Source organism: Odoribacter sp., from assembly GCF_985060555.1.
This window is the reverse complement of record NZ_CFKYFN010000116.1, coordinates 40,250-61,467: the sequence shown is the minus strand read 5'-3', so window position 1 is coordinate 61,467 and position 21,218 is coordinate 40,250. Positions and strand designations below refer to the sequence as shown.

General features: G+C 42.2%; 22 protein-coding genes. 9 read left to right on the top strand and 13 right to left on the bottom strand.

Annotated features, from left to right (window positions below):
* Window positions 1-83: 83 nt before the first annotated feature.
* On the top strand, window positions 84-626 hold the full coding sequence (locus AC5RDS_RS16790) for an HdeD family acid-resistance protein (RefSeq protein ID WP_013610917.1): 543 nt from the start codon (window positions 84-86) through the stop codon (window positions 624-626).
* A gap of 205 nt (window positions 627-831) precedes the next feature.
* Here the strand turns inward: AC5RDS_RS16790 and AC5RDS_RS16785 are convergent, their stop codons facing one another.
* Window positions 832-1,149 carry a hypothetical protein gene (locus tag AC5RDS_RS16785; protein ID WP_013610916.1) on the bottom strand — a complete coding sequence of 106 codons (318 nt, stop codon included), beginning with the start codon at window positions 1,147-1,149 and terminating at the stop codon, window positions 832-834.
* A 22-nt stretch (window positions 1,150-1,171) separates the two neighbouring features.
* Window positions 1,172-1,996, bottom strand: a complete 825-nt coding sequence (gene ispE, locus AC5RDS_RS16780) for a 4-(cytidine 5'-diphospho)-2-C-methyl-D-erythritol kinase (protein WP_013610915.1) — start codon at window positions 1,994-1,996, stop codon at window positions 1,172-1,174.
* A gap of 113 nt (window positions 1,997-2,109) precedes the next feature.
* On the opposite strand from ispE, the gene AC5RDS_RS16775 reads away from it, so the two are divergent.
* Window positions 2,110-2,538 (top strand): thioredoxin family protein, encoded by a 429-nt coding sequence (locus AC5RDS_RS16775; protein ID WP_046406005.1) that lies wholly within the window; start codon window positions 2,110-2,112, stop codon window positions 2,536-2,538.
* Window positions 2,539-2,667: 129 nt separating this feature from the next.
* On the opposite strand, the gene AC5RDS_RS16770 is transcribed toward AC5RDS_RS16775, so the two are convergent.
* Window positions 2,668-2,988 carry a cupin domain-containing protein gene (locus tag AC5RDS_RS16770; RefSeq protein ID WP_013610913.1) on the bottom strand — a complete coding sequence of 107 codons (321 nt, stop codon included), beginning with the start codon at window positions 2,986-2,988 and terminating at the stop codon, window positions 2,668-2,670.
* Between the two features lie 147 nt (window positions 2,989-3,135).
* Entirely contained in the window at window positions 3,136-3,744 is a 609-nt protein-coding gene (locus AC5RDS_RS16765) for a trimeric intracellular cation channel family protein (protein ID WP_013610912.1), read from the bottom strand.
* 121 nt (window positions 3,745-3,865) lie between these two features.
* On the opposite strand from AC5RDS_RS16765, the gene AC5RDS_RS16760 reads away from it, so the two are divergent.
* Window positions 3,866-5,653, top strand: coding sequence for a MutS-related protein (locus tag AC5RDS_RS16760; protein ID WP_022161037.1), 1,788 nt, complete (start codon window positions 3,866-3,868; stop codon window positions 5,651-5,653).
* Between the two features lie 47 nt (window positions 5,654-5,700).
* Here the strand turns inward: AC5RDS_RS16760 and AC5RDS_RS16755 are convergent, their stop codons facing one another.
* The gene (locus tag AC5RDS_RS16755; RefSeq protein ID WP_041557156.1) at window positions 5,701-6,282 is read right to left on the bottom strand and encodes an anthranilate synthase component II; all 582 of its coding nucleotides are present in this window, start codon (window positions 6,280-6,282) and stop codon (window positions 5,701-5,703) included.
* Between the two features lie 86 nt (window positions 6,283-6,368).
* Here AC5RDS_RS16755 and AC5RDS_RS16750 point away from each other — a divergent pair, with 86 nt between their 5' ends.
* The 3 genes from AC5RDS_RS16750 to AC5RDS_RS16740 all read left to right on the top strand — a co-directional run bounded on the left by AC5RDS_RS16750 (window position 6,369) and on the right by AC5RDS_RS16740 (window position 8,962).
* Window positions 6,369-7,340: an aminodeoxychorismate synthase component I gene (locus AC5RDS_RS16750; protein WP_013610909.1), complete on the top strand. Its 972-nt coding sequence runs from the start codon at window positions 6,369-6,371 to the stop codon at window positions 7,338-7,340.
* Window positions 7,341-7,350: 10 nt separating this feature from the next.
* Window positions 7,351-7,950 (top strand): aminotransferase class IV, encoded by a 600-nt coding sequence (locus tag AC5RDS_RS16745; protein WP_013610908.1) that lies wholly within the window; start codon window positions 7,351-7,353, stop codon window positions 7,948-7,950.
* Between the two features lie 343 nt (window positions 7,951-8,293).
* Entirely contained in the window at window positions 8,294-8,962 is a 669-nt protein-coding gene (locus AC5RDS_RS16740) for a TapB family protein (RefSeq protein WP_013610907.1), read from the top strand.
* 3 nt (window positions 8,963-8,965) lie between these two features.
* Here AC5RDS_RS16740 and AC5RDS_RS16735 read toward each other — a convergent pair whose 3' ends face one another.
* Window positions 8,966-10,063 (bottom strand): DUF3810 domain-containing protein, encoded by a 1,098-nt coding sequence (locus tag AC5RDS_RS16735; RefSeq protein ID WP_013610906.1) that lies wholly within the window; start codon window positions 10,061-10,063, stop codon window positions 8,966-8,968.
* A 332-nt stretch (window positions 10,064-10,395) separates the two neighbouring features.
* Here AC5RDS_RS16735 and AC5RDS_RS16730 point away from each other — a divergent pair, with 332 nt between their 5' ends.
* The gene (locus AC5RDS_RS16730) at window positions 10,396-12,462 is read left to right on the top strand and encodes a cation:proton antiporter (protein ID WP_013610905.1); all 2,067 of its coding nucleotides are present in this window, start codon (window positions 10,396-10,398) and stop codon (window positions 12,460-12,462) included.
* 24 nt (window positions 12,463-12,486) lie between these two features.
* Here AC5RDS_RS16730 and AC5RDS_RS16725 read toward each other — a convergent pair whose 3' ends face one another.
* The 5 genes from AC5RDS_RS16725 to AC5RDS_RS16705 form a co-directional block, all read right to left on the bottom strand.
* On the bottom strand, window positions 12,487-12,672 hold the full coding sequence (locus AC5RDS_RS16725; RefSeq protein WP_041556322.1) for a MutS-related protein: 186 nt from the start codon (window positions 12,670-12,672) through the stop codon (window positions 12,487-12,489).
* 112 nt (window positions 12,673-12,784) lie between these two features.
* Window positions 12,785-14,818, bottom strand: coding sequence for a M13 family metallopeptidase (locus AC5RDS_RS16720; RefSeq protein ID WP_217774041.1), 2,034 nt, complete (start codon window positions 14,816-14,818; stop codon window positions 12,785-12,787).
* Window positions 14,819-15,050: 232 nt separating this feature from the next.
* Window positions 15,051-15,935, bottom strand: a complete 885-nt coding sequence (locus AC5RDS_RS16715) for a carbohydrate kinase family protein (protein ID WP_087394768.1) — start codon at window positions 15,933-15,935, stop codon at window positions 15,051-15,053.
* 9 nt (window positions 15,936-15,944) lie between these two features.
* Window positions 15,945-17,099, bottom strand: a complete 1,155-nt coding sequence (locus AC5RDS_RS16710; RefSeq protein ID WP_013610902.1) for a dicarboxylate/amino acid:cation symporter — start codon at window positions 17,097-17,099, stop codon at window positions 15,945-15,947.
* A 139-nt stretch (window positions 17,100-17,238) separates the two neighbouring features.
* Entirely contained in the window at window positions 17,239-17,394 is a 156-nt protein-coding gene (locus AC5RDS_RS16705) for a hypothetical protein (RefSeq protein ID WP_022161042.1), read from the bottom strand.
* A 261-nt stretch (window positions 17,395-17,655) separates the two neighbouring features.
* On the opposite strand from AC5RDS_RS16705, the gene AC5RDS_RS16700 reads away from it, so the two are divergent.
* Both AC5RDS_RS16700 and AC5RDS_RS16695 read left to right on the top strand, forming a co-directional pair.
* Entirely contained in the window at window positions 17,656-17,949 is a 294-nt protein-coding gene (locus AC5RDS_RS16700) for a Dabb family protein (RefSeq protein ID WP_013610900.1), read from the top strand.
* A gap of 64 nt (window positions 17,950-18,013) precedes the next feature.
* Window positions 18,014-18,694: a queuosine precursor transporter gene (locus AC5RDS_RS16695; protein ID WP_022161043.1), complete on the top strand. Its 681-nt coding sequence runs from the start codon at window positions 18,014-18,016 to the stop codon at window positions 18,692-18,694.
* Between the two features lie 17 nt (window positions 18,695-18,711).
* Here the strand turns inward: AC5RDS_RS16695 and AC5RDS_RS16690 are convergent, their stop codons facing one another.
* On the bottom strand, window positions 18,712-19,866 hold the full coding sequence (locus AC5RDS_RS16690) for a M20 metallopeptidase family protein (RefSeq protein WP_022161044.1): 1,155 nt from the start codon (window positions 19,864-19,866) through the stop codon (window positions 18,712-18,714).
* A gap of 99 nt (window positions 19,867-19,965) precedes the next feature.
* Window positions 19,966-20,961: a 2-hydroxyacid dehydrogenase gene (locus tag AC5RDS_RS16685; protein ID WP_013610897.1), complete on the bottom strand. Its 996-nt coding sequence runs from the start codon at window positions 20,959-20,961 to the stop codon at window positions 19,966-19,968.
* Window positions 20,962-21,218 lie beyond the last annotated feature (257 nt).

The following is a 21,218-nucleotide window of genomic DNA, read 5'->3' as shown; positions in this document are numbered from 1 at the left end:
GATCCTGCCGACAGTAAAAAATCCCCCTTAAAACATTACCAGCCTTTTTTCGTTTAAATAACTATAATTTAAAACTTATAGTTATGGAAACGACAGAAACTTACTCTTCTAACAACCGATATTGGTGGCTAATGCTAATTATCGGTATTCTTTCTATTCTTTGCGGTATATGGGTATTCAGAAATCCGGTTGAATCCTATTTTGCGCTGGCGGTTTATTTCAGTATCATGTTTATCCTGTATGGGATCGGTGAAATTGTAAATGCATTTGCAGGGCAACGCTACCGGAACTGGGGCTGGGGCTTAGCCGTCGGAATACTGGATTTGGTCATCGGATTTATATTATTAGGTAATCTAGCCTGGGCAGCCGATCTGTTACCTTATGTCGTAGGATTTATCTTAATGTTCGTAGGTATCGGTTTTATCGGTCAATCCAGTCAAATGCAATCTTTCCGTATTCCTAATTGGGGATGGGTATTGACAGGAGGAATCCTGACCTTAATTTTTGCCTTTTTGATTATTTTCCATCCGCTTTTCGGTATATTCAATATTATCGTATGGACAGGTCTGGCCTTTATTTTCGGAGGTATATCCGCCATTTTCTATTCTTTTAGCCTGAAAAACTAAAATCCAACAGGAGAAATCTTATAATTTACCTCTTTCCTTTGGACGGTATAGACAACCTGTCAATCGGTGGAACTACAATCTTCGATAAAATACAATGATATCGGGAGACTAATTCCACCGATCAACTTTCGGAAAAGATTCGTCCTTCAGGCTTAAAACCGTTAATCTGTCCGGAAAGGCTTGTCCTCCCTTTTTCCCCCGGTATTTACAATAAATAATGTCCCAAAAAGGAAATAAAAGCACCGACTACGACAGAAGCCAATAAAAGCGGGAATGCACATCTTGAACTTCCCCGCCCCGAGGTAATCACCAGAGGGAGGGTCAAAACTGCAGACACGATCATACCTTTCCACCACCATTGTGTCCAAGGTAAACTCAGGTGATAAACCACATAGGGCATGATCAGAAACAACACAAAAGCCGATAAAACAGTATATTTATCTGCCTTTCTTTTGAATAAAGGAATGATACCGATAAATGCCGATACCAAACCAATTAATATAATCGTCAGATAAGCTCTCATTACAATTCGAACAGGTTATATTTTAAATTAAAGTCTCTCCTTGCCACACACAACAATCGGGAAAATCCAGGTTGATTTCCCGGTCTTTCTTAAACAAGCCATAAATAGCCGATCCGCTCCCGCTCATACTCACAAATTCAGCCCCCCGCTCATACAATTGCTGCTTCAATAAAGTTAGAGAGGGATATTTTTGAAAAACAGTCGCTTCAAAATCATTCCGGATATATTCTTTCCATGTATTTACCGGAAGTTGTCCGAGCTGACGCAGATCATATCCGGCCGGCCGGGGAGTGATCCCTGCATATGCTTCAGGCGTAGATACTCCGAAAGAGGGTTTCACTATGATGATCCGATAACCGGCCAACGTAAGCTCTATCGGCTCCAGCAACTCCCCCTTACCGGAAGCAAATGCCGGACGATCATCGATAAAAAAAGCACAGTCACTCCCCAGGCGGGCAGCATAAGTTACCATCTTTTGCCCGGAGAGACGAAGATCGAAAAAAGCATTCAAAGCTTTCAGCATAAAAGCTGCATCCGCCGATCCCCCCCCTAAACCGGCACCGAAAGGGATGATCTTATGTAAGTGTACTTGTATGGCCGGCAAATGAAAATCGGCAGCCAACAAGTGATAAGCTTTAATCACCAGATTTTTCCCGGGATCTCCTCCCACTTCCAGACCGGTATTCTTAAATCGGAAACTCCCGCTTTCTCCTTCTCCCCGCCCAATTTCGAGTATATCAGACCATCCCACCGGGAAAAAAATCGTTTCCAGATTATGAAAACCGTCATTTCTCTTCCCGGTCACAAAGAGACCGATATTTATTTTCGCATGTGGAAAAACAACCATGGAGTAATCTTTTATTTTAAACTTTGCAAAGATACCCTTTTTTGTAACTTCGTCCACAGGGAATCTGTATATATTTCCGATAGTCGTTCAAATAATTACTTAATATTTTAGCTATGAAAAAAACATGGATCCTGTTATTGATATTTTTTTCAGCAGGAATTTTGTCATATGCCGATGCCCAAAGTGTGAAAAATTTGAATACGAAAGAATTCAAAGTACAGATTTGGGATTTCGAAAAGAATAAAGACTGGAAGTATCTCGGTGATAAACCGGCCATCATCGATATGTATGCCACCTGGTGTCCACCTTGCAAAAAACTATCTCCTATTTTGGAAGAGATTCAAAAAGAATACGGAGATAAGCTTCAGATCTATAAAGTGGATGTGGATAAAGAACCGGCATTAGCTCAATTATTCAATGCCTCCAGCATCCCACTGATGCTCTTTATTCCCGAAAACGGCAAACCTTTTACGGTAACCGGGTTACGTCCGAAAGAACAAATAACAGACATTATTAATGAAAAACTAGAAGTAAAAAAATAACGACCGTACCTCCGGCACCGAAAAAATAAGTACCGGAGATAACTCCACACTCTCCCCGTACTTCTGAACTAAAGCTTCAAAAGCACAGCAATCATCTTGCAAAATAACATCGATAAAATAACCTTTTCCCTATTCGATATCAAACACGCACAACCATACACATACCGGCTCGATACTGGTACTATCGAGCCGATGTTTGCAATTTTTGGGAATATGCAGGTAGTCTCCTTTTTTCAATGTCACTTTGCGGTCCTCAAATTCCAGCGTAGCCTCTCCCTGAATCAATAATATAAATTCATCGTTCTCCTGATCGTACCAAAATCCTTTGGGCGAACTATGACCGGAAGAAACGATCCGGTCGATCCGGCAATTAGGAGATTTAAAAAGCAAATCGAACTGTTCCTCTTCACCAGCCTCAGCTATCTGAGCAAAAATATTTTCAGGTTTCATATACATTCTGAATAAAAATCAGAAAATTGATTTCAAATTAATAGTATTTCAGACTTTTTTCTGACTAATTATAACAGAACAAAGATAAAACTTGTTATTCTAAATGACAACGTTTTCGATATTAATCTTACATAAAGACTTTCCAACTCAGTTTTCCCCTTTCAGATTAGGCAGACTGATGTGATACTTTACAGCCAGAATCCGGATCAGGATGACAGAAACAGCCCCGATGATCTGTGTCAGTGTCGAATTTAAACCGGAATACAGACAGAGATAGTAAACCAAGCCACCGAACACACAAGCCAGGGCATAGATCTCTTTTCGGAAAATCAAAGGGACTTCATTGATCAGGGTATCCCGCAAAACTCCTCCGGCGGCTCCGGTGAGAGTACCCATAATCAATCCTACCCACATGGGGTAACCATAAGTGATGCTTTTCTCGATACCGACAACGGCGAATAACCCTAAACCGATGGCATCGAAAATAAAAAAAGTATTATTCAACCTGATGACATATCGCCCGAACAGAATAACAAATCCCAAAGCCAGGGCAGTCACGATCAGATAGGAAGACTGCAACATCCAGAACGGGGTAACATCCAGCAACAAATCCCGAATCGTTCCTCCTCCGACAGCTGTAACGAATCCAACCACATAAGCCCCGAACCAATCGAAGCGTTTAGCAGAAGCCAAACGGATCCCACTAATGGCAAACGCAAATGTACCGATATAATCAATAAGCGTCAGAAAATTCATCGTTCCTCTTCAATTAACTACCTGTAAAAAATAACTGTCCGATTTTGAGAGCGCAAAAGTATAAATTTCTGACTATTTTTCCATTTATCCTTTTATTTTTGTACAATCAAAATTTCCGAAAATGAAACCCGATGAATATTACCAGAAACAGATAGACCACTATACCGCCCGTTTAAAGCAAATAAAAAAACGGCGCAATCTGATTACATTGGCCAAATTGCTCACTTTCGGCTATATGATCTTTTTGATCTACCTCCTGATCAACCATAGTACTCAACCTCTCTTACTTTTGGGTATAGGAGCTATTCTCGTATTCATTTTTTTGACTCTATGGGATTCCCAAATCATCTACCGGCAACATCTCATCGAAGAACTACTTCGTATAAACACGTTGGAATCGGATTATTTAGCCGGTAATTTCTCTGCTCTTGACCAAGGCGAAAGGTTCAACGATCCTGCCCACCCTTATGCCCATGACCTGGACCTATTCGGGGAAGATTCCCTCTTCCAGCATTTAAACCGGACAGTGACTTTTTCCGGCACCCAAAAGTTGGTATCCTGGTTATTATCTCTCAGCAAAGACCCGGAAGTCATTCATTCCCGTCAGCAAGCGGCAGAAGAATTATGCGCCGAACCGGAATGGTGTCAACACTTTCGTGCTGCCGGAGCACTCCATCCGACCCAAGCCCTCGATGCGGTCATTTTAAAATCAGGACCGACCGAATCCCCATTCTTTTCAAAACATAGCACAGTCCGTCTGATTTTATGGATAGCCAACACGATTGTAATCGTTTCGTGGGCGGTAACGAGCTTTACCCCCCTGCCTTTTTCCATTTCCCTTGTGCTATCCCTATTACAACTTTCGGCATTGGCCTTATATATCAAAAAAATCAATGCCTATCATCAACGGCTCAACCTGTTTCTGAAAACCATCAGCAATTATCTTCCTTTAGTCCGGTTAATCCACGATCAATCTTTCCGTTCCCCTTATCTTCAGAAAATAAGACACAGCTTGTTTACCCCGGAGAGTAATTCCCTGCAAGCTTTGACTCAACTTCACCGGATACAGAACAGTCTCGACCAACGGGGTAACATTGTCATCGCTTTCATTTTAAACGGACTATACCTCAAAGATTTCCATACCCTGCTCCGTCTGGATCACTGGAGAAAGAAATATGGACCTGACATCGAAACCTGGACAGACGTCCTTAGTGAAGCCGATGCCTTGATCAGCATGGCCAATTATCGTTTCAACCATCCTGCTTATTGCCTCCCGGTCATCTGTCAGGATCGATTATTAGACACCGAAGAAATAGGACATCCTTTACTAAAAAGCGAACGAAACGTCACCAATGATTTCAGTATCCGCTCCTTACACCAAATCGCCATTGTCACCGGAGCCAATATGGCCGGTAAAAGTACCTTTTTGCGTACGATCGGGGTAAATCTGATTTTAGCTCAATCCGGGAATGTCGTTTGCAGCCGCTATTTTGCTTTTCAGCCCATGACGCTTTTCACCAGTATGCGGACTACCGATAGTCTGTCTAAAGACACTTCCTACTTCCACGCAGAGCTTCTCCGGCTTCAACAACTAGTTAACATCGCACAGCAGGAAGACAAAGTATTCATCATTTTGGACGAAATGCTGAAAGGAACAAATTCGGTGGATAAATTAAACGGTTCATTGGCTTTCTTAAAAAGGATACTCTCTTACCCTATCTCCGGCCTCGTTGCAACCCACGATTTGGCTTTAGGAGAACTGGCTGACGATTTCCCGGAACATTTTTTCAATGTCTGCTTCGAGATTGTCCATTCCGGTAGTCAAATTACGTACGATTACAAACTTCATCCCGGTATCAGTAGTAATATGAACGCCAGTATCCTTTTAAAACAAATGGGCTTGATATAATTATCCCCTTATCAGGTAAAGTAAACAGCAGCTTCTGCAGGAAACCTTTACCGGACCATTTTCAACCAATTCCTGATTATTCCAGACCCACAATCCGAGATGTAAGACTCCGGATGAAACTGGATACCATGGATAGGTAATTCAGTATGATAAAAAGACATGATATGACCTTGTTCATCTATTGAGCTGGTAATCAATTCTCCGGGCATTGTTTCGGGATCGATCACCCAGGAATGATAGCGGCCCACTTGAATCGGATCGGCCAAATCTTCGAACAGGGGATCGTGTTCATCTACCTTCTTCAAAACACTGCGATGTCCATGCAAAGGGCGAGATAAATTATATAACGAAGCTCCGAATGTCTCTGCAATCGCCTGATGTCCCAAACAAATGCCCAATATCGGATGAGTATACTTACAGAATTCGATCAGTTTTAACAGTTCCCCGGCTTCGGCCGGAATACCCGGTCCTGGCGACAAAAGAATCCCTCCATAATCCCCTAAGCCAGAAAAATCGATCTTATCATTACGGACTATATCATAACCAACAGGAACAACAGCTTCCCGAAGCAACTGAATCACATTGTATACAAACGAATCGTAATTATCGATAACGAGCACTTTTTTCATGAATACAAAAATAACAAATAAAATAGATTTATTTCGCAACATGCTGCAATCCGAATTATCTTTGCCACGGATTTTATAACACAAAGATGAAAGCAGAAATTGTACGGGAAGAGATGAACCGTTGTGGTAGAGCCGGCATTCCTTTCCTATTTGGAGTAGATTTCGAGGGTATCCATGGATTTTTCGTCGAAAAGCCCTTAAGTGATCCATCCGTTTATTTTACGATCGGAACCATCGGTCATTATAAAACGCCCCTTTCCCCTATTCCGGAACCTCGTATAAAAATTCTTCACAGTAGCTTTGAAACATACCAGGAAAAATTCAGGATCGTACATCAAGGCCTGTCACGCGGGGATAGTTTTTTGCTCAACCTGACCGAAAGAACCCCCATCGAAACCAATCTCACTTTAGAACAAATCTTTTATCACAGTCAGGCCCGCTATAAACTTTTACTTCCTGACCGATTGGTTTGCTTTTCTCCCGAAAGCTTCGTCCGGATCGAAAATAATGAGATCCTATCTTACCCGATGAAGGGAACCATCGATGCCACTTTACCCGACGCAGAAAACCGCTTGCTTCAAAATCATAAAGAAACATGCGAACATTATACGATCGTCGATCTCATCCGGAACGATCTGAATATTGTAGCCACTCGTGTACAAGTGAAACGCTTTCGTTACGTAGAAAAGATTCACACTTCCCAGGGTGAGATATTACAAACCAGCTCGGAAATCAGCGGGCAATTACCCGACGGATGGCAAAACGAATTGGGAACACTTTTATTCAAGCTATTACCCGCCGGTTCTATTTCGGGTGCCCCTAAAGCAGCAACCCAAAAGCTGATCCGTCAAGCCGAAGGATTGCCCAGGGGATATTATTCAGGAGTATTCGGTTATTTCGACGGCCAAACGCTCGATAGTGCCGTACTGATCCGATTTATAGAGAAAGTAGATAACCGGTATTACTTCCGCAGTGGCGGTGGTATTACGGTCAATAGTCAGGCAAAAGAAGAATATCAGGAAATACTCGAAAAAATTTACTTACCCATCCAGAAATAGAAATAAAATAATGATAAAAAACGCCTTTATAGAAAGTCTGAAAATTGTCGACGGCCGTTTCATACATCCCGAACTTCACTGGCAACGTATAACCGACACCCAGCGGGTACATTTCGGGAACAGTACCTTCCTTCCTTTATCCTCCGAATCAATACCGCCAGACAAGCGTCTCGGTACCCTAAAATGCCGCATCATTTACGATCAGGAAATCAGAAAAATCGATTTCGAAACCTACTCTCCCCGCCGGGTTCATACTTTAAAACTTGTCGACGGCAGCGGCATCGATTATACTTTTAAATATGCAGATCGGGATAAACTGATCCAATTGCAGCAATCTAAAGGAACATGCGACGAAATCCTGATTTATCAAAACGGTAGGATCACCGATACCAGTTACAGTAATGTCGTTTTTTACGATGGAAACCAATACATTACCCCTTCTACTTATTTACTCAATGGCACGAAACGTCGTTATCTTCTCGAAAGAGGCATCATAAAAGAACAGGATATCGGCCTCGGAGACCTCCCCCGATTCCGGTATCTCTTTCTGATCAATGCAATGCTGGATTTGGAAGACAACATTCAAGTGAAAATCCGGGATATTTCATAAAGTTATTTATATACATATTTACACTAAATGCAGAATTAGTAACGAACTAAACCTACCACTTTTACCGTCGATAATTTTCACTCCTGCCGGTAAAGTCACCCCTCCCACCTACCTGATGAATACGAATCAAGACGATTCCCGATGGATAACTAACAGAAAAGGACGAGCTGCGATCGGAATTTCACCTCAAAGAAAGGGACGTTTTAATTGGATAAAAAAATATCTCTTTAGCTGGACAAAGATAATTATTTTTCTTTTTTTAAAACAATTATTTTCAATCTATTACGTATACATCAATCAAAATCTATCAAAACTTATTGTATTCCAATTAAAACGTCCGTTTATGAAAGATCAAATGTTCTTTATCTTTACGATTTTATATCTCACATGTTCTGCCTGGATCACCGACCATAAAGCTCCTTTCTGTTCCGTCGACAAAGGAACACAACTTCTTTACCAAATCGACAGTGAACAGGCAGAGAGGTACTATTTCCAACAGACGACAGAAAAGATCGAAAACACTGATTCGCTGTCAGTCATTCACTATACAGGAACCCTTTGGGATAAAAAACGAACTGTGGTCATTCCCTCTTTTTCATTTACCACTTCCTGTGTACAAAAGCATGTGAATACTTATCTGCCCAATTTTATTCACATCCGGAAAAACGAGACCTGCCAATTCACCGGCCCGGGCTTCTTACTTCCCGGTTCACTCTCTGTCGGACAACACCTCGAAGACGGATATATGACCATCCAACAAAGCAGTCTGCAAACCCGAATAAGTCAAAAGAACCGGGTTGTAACGGCTCAAACCCGTATAAAAGTACCAGCAGGAGATTTTATTTGTTATAAAATCGAATCTAACCTACAGACCACTTGTTTAGGTATAACGACACGTTATAAAATTTCTACCTGGTATGCCCAAGGAATAGGCATCATCAAATCTGAAATTTATCGGGAAAACAAAAAGTTAATCGGCAGGCAACTTTTGCTGTCCATAAAAAATAAATAACTATTACAAAACGATTCGATCTTCTTGCAAGGACATCAGTAATCCGATTACCTCAGAATAATTTTTAGTACCGCTACTCACCTGATTCCCTTTCAGGTAAGCATTGTACACTTGATGTTGTATTTGTCCCATACCGGGATTATATTTTTCACGCCAATATAATAGATGGCTATTATACAATTCTACTATTTCAGGTCGGATCCGTTTTACAATTTCCTGGTACTGCTCTTCTGTAAGTAATCTCCGGGCATTGTTTACCACATAGCCCAGCATAGAGAAATAACCGCTGAAACGAATAGCAGGTTCCTGAGCAGCAGAAGTAACCAGATAGGCGTATAAATTGGCTTCGGCTTCACTGGCGATCCCGAGACGATGAGCCAACTCATGAGCATAAGTAAAAGGATACTCGACACTCAATAACTCCTGATTCAAATTGAATTCAGTAAAGAAAGGCCCCATATATCCTGTCACAGCCACCCGGGACATCAACCGACTCCACAACATCGGCTTTACCCGTAAAAATTTTCCAGGTTCAACTAAACCGAAACGGGAAGCCATCTTTCCATATCCTTCCTGTATAACTCCGGCAACAGGAATTTTACTCATCGGGCCGGCCGTCGTATATCGCTCCAAATACCAGCCCGAAAGCGTATCTCCTGCCTTACTGTAACTCTCGTTCAGTTTGCCGACATATCCCGTTAGAAAATCCTGAAATTTTTCTGCCGAAAATGCTGCTTTAGCTATACCGGTACGCTCGTAAAAAGGGAAACGGAAATAATTCAATCCCCAGGCAAAATAAAACCAAATATATACCCACATCAGGACACGTATGATCGTCCCGACTGTTTTTTTCGCCCCTTTTCTTTTCCGCCAGGCATAAAAAGGATAAATCAAAATCCACAGACAAGTACCGACGATAAAACAATCGCCCACAGAAAAAGGAAATAAAGAAGAAAAAGCAGAGAGCAAAGTCGAAATAAAGGGATAAAACAGGCAGGCATACGCCTCGGCCCAAGACGGTATCATGCGGAATATACCGATCATTGCTATCAGAAACAGAGGGATACCCCAGCTAAATCCATATTTTTTCTTCATTTTCATAGCTACTTGAATTCAAGACAAAGATCTTTATATTTTTTCTTAAAAACTCATAAATCATTGTATTTTTGTTTTTTATAAAAAACAGGAAAGATTACAAAAGTTTTATTAGTTAATTTCAGGTATCGTAGTCTTGTAACTAAACACCGACCGACCATTTTAGTGCGCGTCTCAGTAATTATCAGGCGAATAGAAAAAATAGCCTACTTCCCTAAATTATTTCAGAAAATTAAAATAAATCATTTCTATTTTAAAGTAAGCATTTTCATATATTTGTTACAACAGAAAAGTTTCGAACAGAAATAGATATTAATTATTATAAAACGCACATAGAGATGTTGTTACCTTTTGTTATCTCCCACGAACTACCCCTGACTGATCCGGTATTGAAATTTTTATTGATACTGGTAATTATTTTATCAGCCCCTTTGCTCCTCAACAAACTGAAAATTCCTCATTTATTGGGATTGATTATAGCGGGTGCGATTATCGGGCCTAACGGCCTTAACCTGGTTCTTCGGGATAGTAGTATTATTCTATCGGGTACAGCAGGTTTGTTGTACATCATATTTTTGGCCGGCCTGGAAATCGACATGGGGGATTTTAAGAAAAATAGTGGCCGGAGTTTCGTTTTCGGTATGTATACGTTCTTGATTCCGATGGCTTTGGGAATCGTTGCCGGCCTTTACGTACTTCATTTTTCTATGGAAACCTCCATCCTATTGGCCAGTATGTTCGCTTCACATACTTTAATCGCCTACCCGATTATCAGTAAATTAGGAATCACGAAAGATAAATCGGTTACGATAACCGTCGGAGGCACTATGATTACCGATATGCTGGCATTACTTGTTTTAACAGTAATCGTAGGCATGGCAACCGGTGTCATTGGAGAACATTTCTGGACCCGATTGAGTATATCGATCGTCATATTCGTTTTATTTGTAGTAATCGCATTTCCTATTGCCGGACGTTGGTTTTTCAAGCATGTACAGGACAGCATATCACAATATATTTTCGTTTTGGTCATGGTTTTTCTGGGTGCTTATCTGGCCGAACTAGCCGGTATCGAATCGATTATCGGTTCATTCCTGGCCGGTCTGTCCCTCAACCGGTTGATTCCCCGGAGTTCTCCGCTGATGCACCGGGTAGAGTTTATCGGTAACTCGATTTTTATCCCTTTCTTTCTGATCGGAGTAGGTATGTTGATCGATTACCGGGCTTTTTTCACCAGCTTCGATACAATTAAAGTCGGTATTGTCATGATCATTGTCGCCACAATAGCTAAATATGCTGCAGCTTGGCTGACTCAAAAAACTTTCCGTATGTCCGTCGACCAGCGAAGAATCATTTTCGGGCTGAGTAATGCCCAGGCTGCAGCAACGCTGGCTGCCGTCATGGTGGGATATAACGTCATTCTCGGTCAAACCCCCGAAGGCGAACCAATCCGTCTCTTAAATGAAAGCGTATTGAACGGCACGATCCTGATGATCCTGGTTACCTGTACAATGGCTTCCTTCTCTGCTCAAAGAGGGGCTCATAATCTGGCAGCCACGGCTTCATCCGAAACCGATGAAACAGGAGACCACAAAGAACGTATTCTAATCCCGCTGAGTAACGAAGACACGGCAGAAGAATTGGTGAATCTCAGTTTGGCTACTAAATCGAAAAAGAATACTCATCATTTATATGCGCTGAATATTCTGGACAATAAAGTTTCAGGAGACGACCAGCAATTGAAGAAATCCCGGCGTCTGCTGGAAAATGCAGCCTTAACGGCAGCAGCGACAGATACCCATCTTCAGGAATTGCAACGCTATGACCTGAATGTAACGAACGCCATATTAAGTGTGATCCTCGAACACCGTATCACTGACCTGGTATTGGGACTACACAAAGAAAAGGGAATACCCAGTTCTTTTTTGGGAAGAATCACGGAAGGTATCCTGGATTACAGCGATGTTACTACGTTGATATATAAACCAGCACAACCCCTCTCTACCATGAAGCGCCATCTGGTAGTCATCCCTGTTCAAGCCGAAAAAGAGGCCGGATTTCCCCAATGGGTTGCCCGGGTGTGGAACGTTATTCAGAATACCGGGGCCAAAGCCATATTTTACGGTTCTTCGGATACCCTCGGCCGCCTCAAAACATTGCTTGGGAAACGAGGAGGGGAAATGGAATTTACCGAATTCAGCGATTGGGAAGATTTTCTGATTGTATTCCGGGATGTTCACAAAGACGATAATTTATGGATCGTAATGAGCCGCCACAATGGTATCTCTTTTAATCCCAGCATGAATCGTATCCCGGGTTATCTGAACAAATATTTCCAACAGAATAGTTTTATACTGGTATATCCTCTACAGGCCAATGCCTCTGCCAACAGATACCTGACCTAAAAGGCTCCGGATCAGCTTGTCGGATCAGGAGCCCGAATAGTGAAACTGATCGTTGAAAATAACCCCTGAAAAACTACCGTTTTCATGTCGGTCTGCCGGTACCGGCAGACCGACATGTGCCAAATAAACCGCCATCCCCAAAGTTTTCATATAAGTCGACTTCCCTGCCATGTTAGGACCTGTCAGAAAACATACGTCCCGACGGGGCATATTCTGTCACTGTTTCCGAAGCCCAACGATATAATTCAACAGTTTCCCCAGCATTTTCATATATCCGATTGCGATATGCATTACTTCCTGGTAGGCATGAGCGGTCAACAATTTACCAGATCGAAGCCCGTTTTTCCGGTGCCAGATACATCGGATCTCCTTCCTGTATACCGAAAGCTTCATTCCAGCCGTTTATATGTGGCAGAGCGGCATTCACTCTCCAACGTCCTAAAGAGTGAACATCCATCTGAGTCAACAAACGAATCTGTTCATCGCGGATATTTCCTGCCCATACATTTGCATAAGCCAAATAAAAACGCTGTTCGGGGGTAAAACCCTCTACAATCCCTAGCGGCTGATCCTTCATTGCATGATGAAATGCCTGGAAAGACACTTGCAATCCGCCATGGTCCGCAATATTTTCACCCAAGGTCAACTGTCCGTTGGCATGAAGTCCGGGCAAGACCTCTATCCGATCGAACCAATCGACCAACACTTTAGCTCTCTCTTCAAAATTTTTCGAATCCTCGGCAGTCCACCAATCTTTCAAATTACCGTCTTTATCGTACTGACGCCCCTGATCGTCGAATCCGTGTGTCATCTCATGTCCGATGACCACTCCGATCGCACCATAATTAAAAGCATCGTCAGCATTCATATCGAAGAAAGGATACTGTAAAATACCTGCCGGAAAACAAATTTCATTGGTGGTCGGATTGTAATAGGCATTTACAGTCTGAGGAGTCATCAGCCATTCGGTCTTATCGACAGGCTTGCCGGCTTTCGTCAGCATATAATCGAATTCAAATTCGTTAGACCGTAAAATATTAGCCCAATAGGAATCGTTTTTAATTTCCAAAGCGGCATAATCTCTCCAGCTATCCGGATAGCCGACTTTAACATATATGGCCGCCAATTTTTCCAACGCTTTGGCTTTTGTTTCATCGCTCATCCAAGTCAGTTCCTGAATACGTTCCCCCAAAGCTTTCCGAAGGTTACCAACCAGTTTCACCATCCGTTCTTTGGCAGCAGCAGGAAAATATTTCTCGACAAACATCTGTCCGACAGCTTCTCCCATAGCCCCGTCTACAGCAGCGACAGCTCTTTTCCAGCGCGGTTCCATTTCCTTCACACCCGAAAGTACCTTTCCATTAAATTCAAAATGTTCTGCAACAAAATCGTCACTCAAATAGGGAGCGGCTGCATCGATCACTTTCCATTCCAAATAAGCTTGCTGGGCTTTCAGGTCGGTATTGTTCAAAATACGAGCCACCTCTTTAACAGGCTCGGGTTGGCCCAAATTCAATTCCGTAATCCCCTGCAACCCCAATGTAGCGAAATAAACCTCCCAATCTATTCCGGGAATTTCTTTTTTTAATTCTTCTACCGACATTTTATGATAATTGGCATGAGGATCCCGCATTTTTACTTTTTCATAGGCAGCTTCGGCCAATCGGGTTTCTATAGCCATAACGTCGGCAGCAGCCTGCCGGGCTTCTTTTTCTTCCCAACCGGCCAACTCGAACATCTTCACGATGTGTTCCTGATACTTGGTACGGATCTCTTTACTGTGCTCATCTTCCTTCAGGTAATAATCCCGATCACCCAGCCCCAGACCTCCCTGATAGGTCTGCACCAGATTCATGCTGCTGTTCATATCGTCCGGACCGATATAAATACCAAAATAAGGTCCAAAACCTTGACGGGTCATTTCAGCCACCAAAGTCACCATTTCCTTCGGAGTTTTTACAGCCTTTATTTTTTCCAATACCGGCTGGATAGGAGTACTTCCGTCTCCATTGAGCTTGACGGTATCCATAGCCATATTATACAAATCACCGATTTTCCGGGCAACACTTCCCGGTTCGGACTTCTTAGCTGCCAGTTCTTCGATCAACCCTTGCATCTGCTTCCGGTTATTCTCAGCCAGCAGATCGAAAGAGCCGAACCGTCCATACTCATCGGTCAAAGGGTGTGCCTGCATCCATCCACCACAGGCGAATTGATAGAAATCCTGATTAGGAGTTACCGATCTATCCAGATTAGCAACATCAATCCCTCCGGTTTGGGTAGCTGCTTTCTTGTCGTTACAAGCGGCTACACTTAAAGCCAGAGCTAAAATTGGAAAATAAAATTTTGTGTTCATTATAAATTCACTATAAATTACTTAAATCCTAACCGATGATCTTCCGTATAACTTTCTTATACCGATCATCCTATTTAAAACGAAACACAAAAATAAAAATTAATATCTCAATCCAATCAGAAAACGACACAAAATATACCCACCGTTCCCCCTAACTGTACCGATCCTCATCGTTCGGCAACCATTCAGCTTACAAACCACTTCCCCCTTTTAGACAAAGGGATCACCGATTTTATACCAACCTGTTTTTCAATTCAGAGGGTAATTCGGGCATAGCACCGTGTCGGGTACACACATAGGCAGAAACCTCTACCGCCAATTGATGGGCTTCGTGTACAGAACGTTCTTTCAGAATAGCCGAACAAAAAGCTGCCGTAAAAGAATCTCCTGCTCCGACGGTATCGGCCACCTTAACTTTAGGAGTCTCTACAAATGAAACTGCACCGGGGCTAAAGACGTAACTTCCGTTGATCCCGCAGGTAAGAATTAACATTTTCAGGTTATATTTCCCAAGCAATATCCAGCATTTATCTTCGAGATCGATCCCCGGATATCCGAACATCCGGCTAATCGTTATCAATTCCTCATCGTTCAATTTCAGAATATTACACCGCTCGAACGATCTACAAAGCACTTCCTGAGAATAAAAACCCTGACGGAGATTGATATCGAAGATCTTATAGGAATTTTCCTCAGGCATCGCATCGAGAAAACGGTTAATTGCCGCACGCGACACTTCGTCACGCTGTGCTAACGATCCGAAACAAATCGCCCGGGATTGGCGTGCCAGCGTTTCTAATCCGGGAGTAAAGGGAATATTGTCCCAGGCCACTTTTTCCTTTATCTCGTAACCCGGAATTCCGTTCTCATCCGGTTGTACCTGTACCGTCCCCGTCGGATAGGGAACCCGTTGAATGAAATATTTCAATTGTTTATCGTCAAAACTTTCCAGGATCTCGTCTCCCAGCCGATCATCCCCGACAGCACTAATAACCCGGCTATCGAACCCGAACTGAGAAGCATGGTAAGCAAAATTAGCCGGAGCTCCGCCTAGTTGTTTACCTTCCGGGAGCATATCCCACAGGACCTCTCCCATTCCGACAATTGTATTATTCATAAATGATAATTATTTATCCAATTTAGATAAAATAAGCGTCAAAGCCCCATCGCCGGTCACATTACAAGCTGTCCCGAAGCTATCCTGCAAAGCAAAAATAGTCAACAACAGAGCGGTTCCGGTTTCGTCAAACCCTAATACGGAAATAACGATGCCCAGAGAAGCAATAACCGTTCCCCCAGGTACTCCCGGAGCTCCGATAGCAAAAACTCCCAGCAGAACGATGAAAAGCACCATCGTAGACATAGCCGGCAAAGCCCCGTAGAGAATCAACGATACCGTCATGACAAAGAACACTTCGGTCAATATAGAACCACATAAATGAATGTTAGCAAACAAAGGAACGGCAAAATCGACCACTTCTCCTTTGAGTACAGGACTTTTTTTGGCAGATTTAAGCGCAACCGGTAAAGTAGCCGCCGATGACATCGTTCCCACTGCTGTCAGATAAGCCGGACCATAATACCGTACCACCTGCCAGGGATTTTTCCCGGAAAACACACCCGCAGACAGATATAAAAAGAACAACCAAATAAAATGCGCGGTCAAAACGATTCCCATTACATTCAGAAAGACCGGCAATTGACGGGTGATAGATCCCTCATAACTCAAGGCACAAAAATTTGCAGCAATAAAAAAAGGCAAAATCGGAATCAGAATCCGATTGATCAGCAGTAATACCATTTTTTGGAAATTGTCCAAAATAGTCTCAAATATCTGAGATTTTGTCCAAACAGTAGCCAAGCCAACCATAATGGCCACCACCAAAGCCGTCATCACACTCATCACCGGAGGAATATCCAGTTTAAAAACCAGTTCCGGAATTTCTTTCAACCCCTCGGTAGCCGGACTAATAGTCAGTAACGGGATCAGCCAATAGCCTAAAAACATGGCCATAAAAGCAGCTCCGACAGACGAAAGATAAGCCAATCCTAATGCCCATCCCAGCATCCGTGAAGCATTCCCTTTCATTTTTGCGATAGAAGAAGATATAAAAGCCAGAATAATCAAGGGTACCATAAAGAAAATAAGCTGTCCCAAAATATATTTCAGGGTGACAACGACATTCATAAACCCTTCCCCTACGACAAAACCTAATAAAATACCGGCAATAACAGCCAACACCAATTTAATAATGGTACTGGATAAAATCTTTTTCAGCATAGCTCGAAATCTAAAATAAATTCAAATATAGGAAACTTTAACGAAAAAACAAGGACAAAGTTTTAGAGAAGAGCCATAATTTCCCTTTCAGTTATTTCACTGCTTTCAAAAGACCCGAATAACTAGAATTACACCTTAATCAGAATCCCGCATTGATTTGAGTAATTGCCTTTCCGATCGCTTCGGAATACATATTCACTAATTCGGCCAAATTCATACAAGTGTAGGCTACGATTACAGTAATGATAATCATTAACAGAATCTGGATCAATAATTGGTTACCTCGCGTTCTCATGACTTTTATTATTAAGAGATGACTAAATTATTTTCTTGTCCTAAAGTTAGAAAATTATTTTCAATTTAACAAGAATTTAACACACAAAATACATTTTTTCAGTAAAAATTTTTCGATTCATCGGTTCCCTGTAAAACGCTTCCGGTTTCTATTCTCTTTTTAAGGTTTTTCACTATCTTTACGCCGGTAAGATATGCCCCGAAGGCAAAATTTATGTTTGCCTCCCGGTGTCTCAATCTTTGACCAACAAATTTAAATGCCATGATTAAACACATCGTACTTTTCAAATTGGAAGAAAGTGAGCATAAAAACGTCCGGTTACAGGAAATCAGGGACCGTCTGGAAGCTTTGGTACAAGTGATTCCTGAATTAAAAGAAATGCAGGTAGGTATCAATGTCAACCCGGAAGAAAAATGGGATTTCAGTCTGGAAGCAGTAGTAGCCGATCTTCACGCTCTGGAGGTATATGCCAACCACCCGGCCCATCAGGAAATCGTCAAAACTTTAATCGCACCGGTCAAAGTGGACAGGGCGTGTGTCGATTACCGGTTCTGATCGATCTTATATCCGGTAATACTTTACCGCGTGTGCTTGCTCAACCACGTAAAAAACAAGAATTATGCAAAAAACAGTATCTCTCCCCTTCATGTTATTGGGGATTTTATTCAATGTATGTTTAGTAGCTTCCAATCTACTGGAAACCAAAGTAATTCAATTGGGTCCCATTACGGCTACTGCAGGGTTGATTGTATTTCCGATTTCTTATATTATCAACGACTGTATCGCTGAGGTTTGGGGATTCAAAAAAGCCAGGCTCATTATCTGGAGTGGTTTCGCCATGAATTTTCTAACCATCGGTTTTGCGCGTCTGGCTATTACTTTGCCTGCAGCACCTTTTTGGGAGGGAGAAGAAAGTTTCAATTTCATATTCGGTCTGGCCCCACGGATAGCTATTGCCAGTCTGTTGGCTTTTCTACTCGGATCGTTTCTCAATGCCTATATCATGAGCAAAATGAAGGTAGCTACCCAGGGGAAATATTTTTCTCTCAGGGCTATTTTATCCACGATTGCCGGGGAGAGTGCCGACTCACTGCTCTTCTTTCCACTCGCTTTCGGAGGACTGATTCCTGTTCAAGCTTTACTGGTTATGATAGCCACACAAGCTCTTTTGAAATCCCTCTATGAAGTGATCATACTTCCGGTCACGATCCGGGTAGTAAAATACATCAAAAAGATCGACCAAACGGATGTCTACGACAAAGATATTTCCTACAATATCATAAAAATCAAGGACCTTTAAAACAGGTCCTTGTACGGCTATCCTTTTTTCAAAAAACGCAAGCCCGTCGCAACCAGCATATCGATTCCGACCCGTATAGCCCGCTCGTCGGGTGCCATTCCCGGATTATGCAAAGGACACATTTCCTCTGCTTCCGGTGGCCGCACCCCCAAAGTCCAGAAAACACCCGGCAATTCCTGCAAATAAATAGCAAAGTCTTCCCCTAAAGTCAAGGGTTCCGATTCGACGATCTGCCGCACTTGCGGCAAGCCTGCCGCCAGCTTCTTCACTTCCTTTGTCAATACCGGATCATTGACCAACGGAGGTAATCCATTCCAAGGCATATCGGGTACAAAACGACAACCGTATAAATCACAAATAGCCGGAGATTTCTCATCGATCAATTCAAAAATCCGGTGCCTCAACGCATTATCATGTGTACGCACCGTGCCCATCACCTCTACCCGATCCGGTATCACATTATTGGCTGTTCCCCCATGAATAGAAGTAATCGAAAGCACTGCCGGGATGAGAGGATTACGGAACTTAGTAATAATAGTCTGATAAAACTGGATCAGGGCCGTAGCTGCCAAAATAGGATCGGACCCCAGCTGAGGCATGGCCGCATGTGTCCCTTTTCCTTCCACTGCAAAAATAATATTATCGGAAGAAGCAAAAAAGGCTCCCGGACGTATACCGATCTGTCCAACCGGTAATCCGGGAAATACATGCTGACCGAATATGGCTTTCGGTACGGGAGGTTCCAGCAAATGAGGCAATAATAATCTTGCTCCTCCGGGACGTTTTTCTTCACTCGGTTGAAAAACAAGTTTCAGGGTCCCACCCAACTCTGCCTCTTTACTTTTTAAAATAATAGCCGCCCCCAATAACATAGCAGTATGCATATCATGTCCACAAGCGTGCATCAGCCCGGGAGTCTCCGAACAATAAGGTAATCCGGTATCTTCCTGTACCCGCAGCGCATCCATGTCAGCCCGTAAAGCGACACAATCGGCTCCTTCACCCAAAGTGGCTATAATTCCTGTCCCGTAAGTTTTATAAGGTATTTTATATTCCTTCAGTACGTCGATGACAAAAGCTTGCGTCTGAAATTCCTGGGTAGAAACTTCGGGATGCCGGTGCAACCAACGCCGGAATAAAATAGCCTGCTTATAAATTTCTTCTGAATCCATCGGTTTAAATTTATCGTTACGATAAATTTCAGTTTATAAAATCTGTGACAAAAGTATATATAAATTGCAAATTTTTAATTTTAAACATCCAGGTTATTTTTAGGAAACTTCATTTACCAATGTCTTTCCATCGATAAAATCCTGTATATTTTGCAAGGTAGTCTCTGCAATATTGTGCATTGCTTCCCGGGTAAAAAATCCCTGATGTGAGGTAACGATGACATTATTGAACGAGAGTAAACGGGCCAGGACATCATCATCGATAATTTTATCCGATTGATCTTCATAAAAATACCCCTCTTCTTCTTCATAAACATCCAATCCGGCAGCTGCTATTTTTTTACTTTTCAACCCTTCGATCAAGGCATTGGTATGGATCAATTGTCCCCGACTCGTATTTATGATTATCGTGCCTTCTTTCATTTTAGCGATAGACTGTGCGTCGATCATGTTTTTGGTCTGATCAGTCAGGGGAACATGCAAAGAAATCATGTCTGCTTGTGCATACAGACCATCCAATGAAACATAAGAGATCCCGACCTCCCGGGCATATTTTTCATCCGGATAAAGATCATAAGCCACTACTTTCATACCGAACCCCTGCAAAATCCGGATCAGAATCCGTGCAATCTTCCCAGTCCCGATAATTCCGGCTGTTTTCCCATTCATATCGAATCCCATCAGGCCATGTAAAGCGAAATTACCATCCCGGGTACGCCAATAAGCCCGATGAATTTTCCGGTTCAAAGCCAACATCAGTGCAACAGCATGTTCGGCAACTGCATAAGGAGAGTAAGCAGGTACCCGAACTACTTTCAATTTATCTTTAGCAGCAGCCAAATCTACATTATTATATCCGGCAGCCCTTAAAGCGATCAGTTTGACCCCGTAACCGGCCATTTGCTCAATAATTGCGGTATCCGCCGTGTCATGCACAAAAATACAGATCGCATCCATTCCTTGGGTCAAGACCACATTATTCCGGTTCAACTGCCCTTTGTGGTACAGAATCTCAAAACCATATTTTTCATTCACCTCATCAAACGAAGCCCTGTCATAAGGTTTTGTATCAAAAAATGCAATTTTAAAAGCCATATCTCTTCATTTTAAAATTAAAACAACCTCCTGTCATCTATTTATTACATTATTTACGAAAAATAAAAATATCTGTTATCTTTGTCCTTCATTAGTAATCATACCCATTTATGAGTGATACTTATACCCGATCAGTCATTTTATTTTCTTTAAAGATGGGGCATTTTACATCTCTCAAACGTTATCTTAACATTTCTTACATTTCTCAAATCCAATTTTTATCAAATATTCTTAATACCCGGAAATATTTGAAAGAA

Bases quoted from the DNA above. Each gene is read 5' to 3' on its own strand.
- AC5RDS_RS16775 (WP_046406005.1), top strand. From the start codon at position 2,110: ATGAAAAAAACATGGATCCTGTTATTGATATTTTTTTCAGCAGGAATT.
- AC5RDS_RS16785 (WP_013610916.1), bottom strand. From the start codon at position 1,149: ATGAGAGCTTATCTGACGATTATATTAATTGGTTTGGTATCGGCATTT.
- AC5RDS_RS16710 (WP_013610902.1), bottom strand. From the start codon at position 17,099: ATGCTGAAAAAGATTTTATCCAGTACCATTATTAAATTGGTGTTGGCT.
- AC5RDS_RS16750 (WP_013610909.1), top strand. From the start codon at position 6,369: ATGAAAGCAGAAATTGTACGGGAAGAGATGAACCGTTGTGGTAGAGCC.
- AC5RDS_RS16755 (WP_041557156.1), bottom strand. From the start codon at position 6,282: ATGAAAAAAGTGCTCGTTATCGATAATTACGATTCGTTTGTATACAAT.
- AC5RDS_RS16695 (WP_022161043.1), top strand. From the start codon at position 18,014: ATGCAAAAAACAGTATCTCTCCCCTTCATGTTATTGGGGATTTTATTC.
- AC5RDS_RS16725 (WP_041556322.1), bottom strand. From the start codon at position 12,672: ATGCCCCGTCGGGACGTATGTTTTCTGACAGGTCCTAACATGGCAGGG.
- AC5RDS_RS16770 (WP_013610913.1), bottom strand. From the start codon at position 2,988: ATGAAACCTGAAAATATTTTTGCTCAGATAGCTGAGGCTGGTGAAGAG.
- AC5RDS_RS16690 (WP_022161044.1), bottom strand. From the start codon at position 19,866: ATGGATTCAGAAGAAATTTATAAGCAGGCTATTTTATTCCGGCGTTGG.
- AC5RDS_RS16705 (WP_022161042.1), bottom strand. From the start codon at position 17,394: ATGAGAACGCGAGGTAACCAATTATTGATCCAGATTCTGTTAATGATT.
- AC5RDS_RS16740 (WP_013610907.1), top strand. From the start codon at position 8,294: ATGAAAGATCAAATGTTCTTTATCTTTACGATTTTATATCTCACATGT.
- AC5RDS_RS16760 (WP_022161037.1), top strand. From the start codon at position 3,866: ATGAAACCCGATGAATATTACCAGAAACAGATAGACCACTATACCGCC.
- ispE (WP_013610915.1), bottom strand. From the start codon at position 1,996: ATGGTTGTTTTTCCACATGCGAAAATAAATATCGGTCTCTTTGTGACC.
- AC5RDS_RS16685 (WP_013610897.1), bottom strand. From the start codon at position 20,961: ATGGCTTTTAAAATTGCATTTTTTGATACAAAACCTTATGACAGGGCT.
- AC5RDS_RS16765 (WP_013610912.1), bottom strand. From the start codon at position 3,744: ATGAATTTTCTGACGCTTATTGATTATATCGGTACATTTGCGTTTGCC.
- AC5RDS_RS16790 (WP_013610917.1), top strand. From the start codon at position 84: ATGGAAACGACAGAAACTTACTCTTCTAACAACCGATATTGGTGGCTA.
- AC5RDS_RS16700 (WP_013610900.1), top strand. From the start codon at position 17,656: ATGATTAAACACATCGTACTTTTCAAATTGGAAGAAAGTGAGCATAAA.
- AC5RDS_RS16735 (WP_013610906.1), bottom strand. From the start codon at position 10,063: ATGAAAATGAAGAAAAAATATGGATTTAGCTGGGGTATCCCTCTGTTT.
- AC5RDS_RS16715 (WP_087394768.1), bottom strand. From the start codon at position 15,935: ATGAATAATACAATTGTCGGAATGGGAGAGGTCCTGTGGGATATGCTC.
- AC5RDS_RS16745 (WP_013610908.1), top strand. From the start codon at position 7,351: ATGATAAAAAACGCCTTTATAGAAAGTCTGAAAATTGTCGACGGCCGT.
- AC5RDS_RS16730 (WP_013610905.1), top strand. From the start codon at position 10,396: ATGTTGTTACCTTTTGTTATCTCCCACGAACTACCCCTGACTGATCCG.
- AC5RDS_RS16720 (WP_217774041.1), bottom strand. From the start codon at position 14,818: ATGAACACAAAATTTTATTTTCCAATTTTAGCTCTGGCTTTAAGTGTA.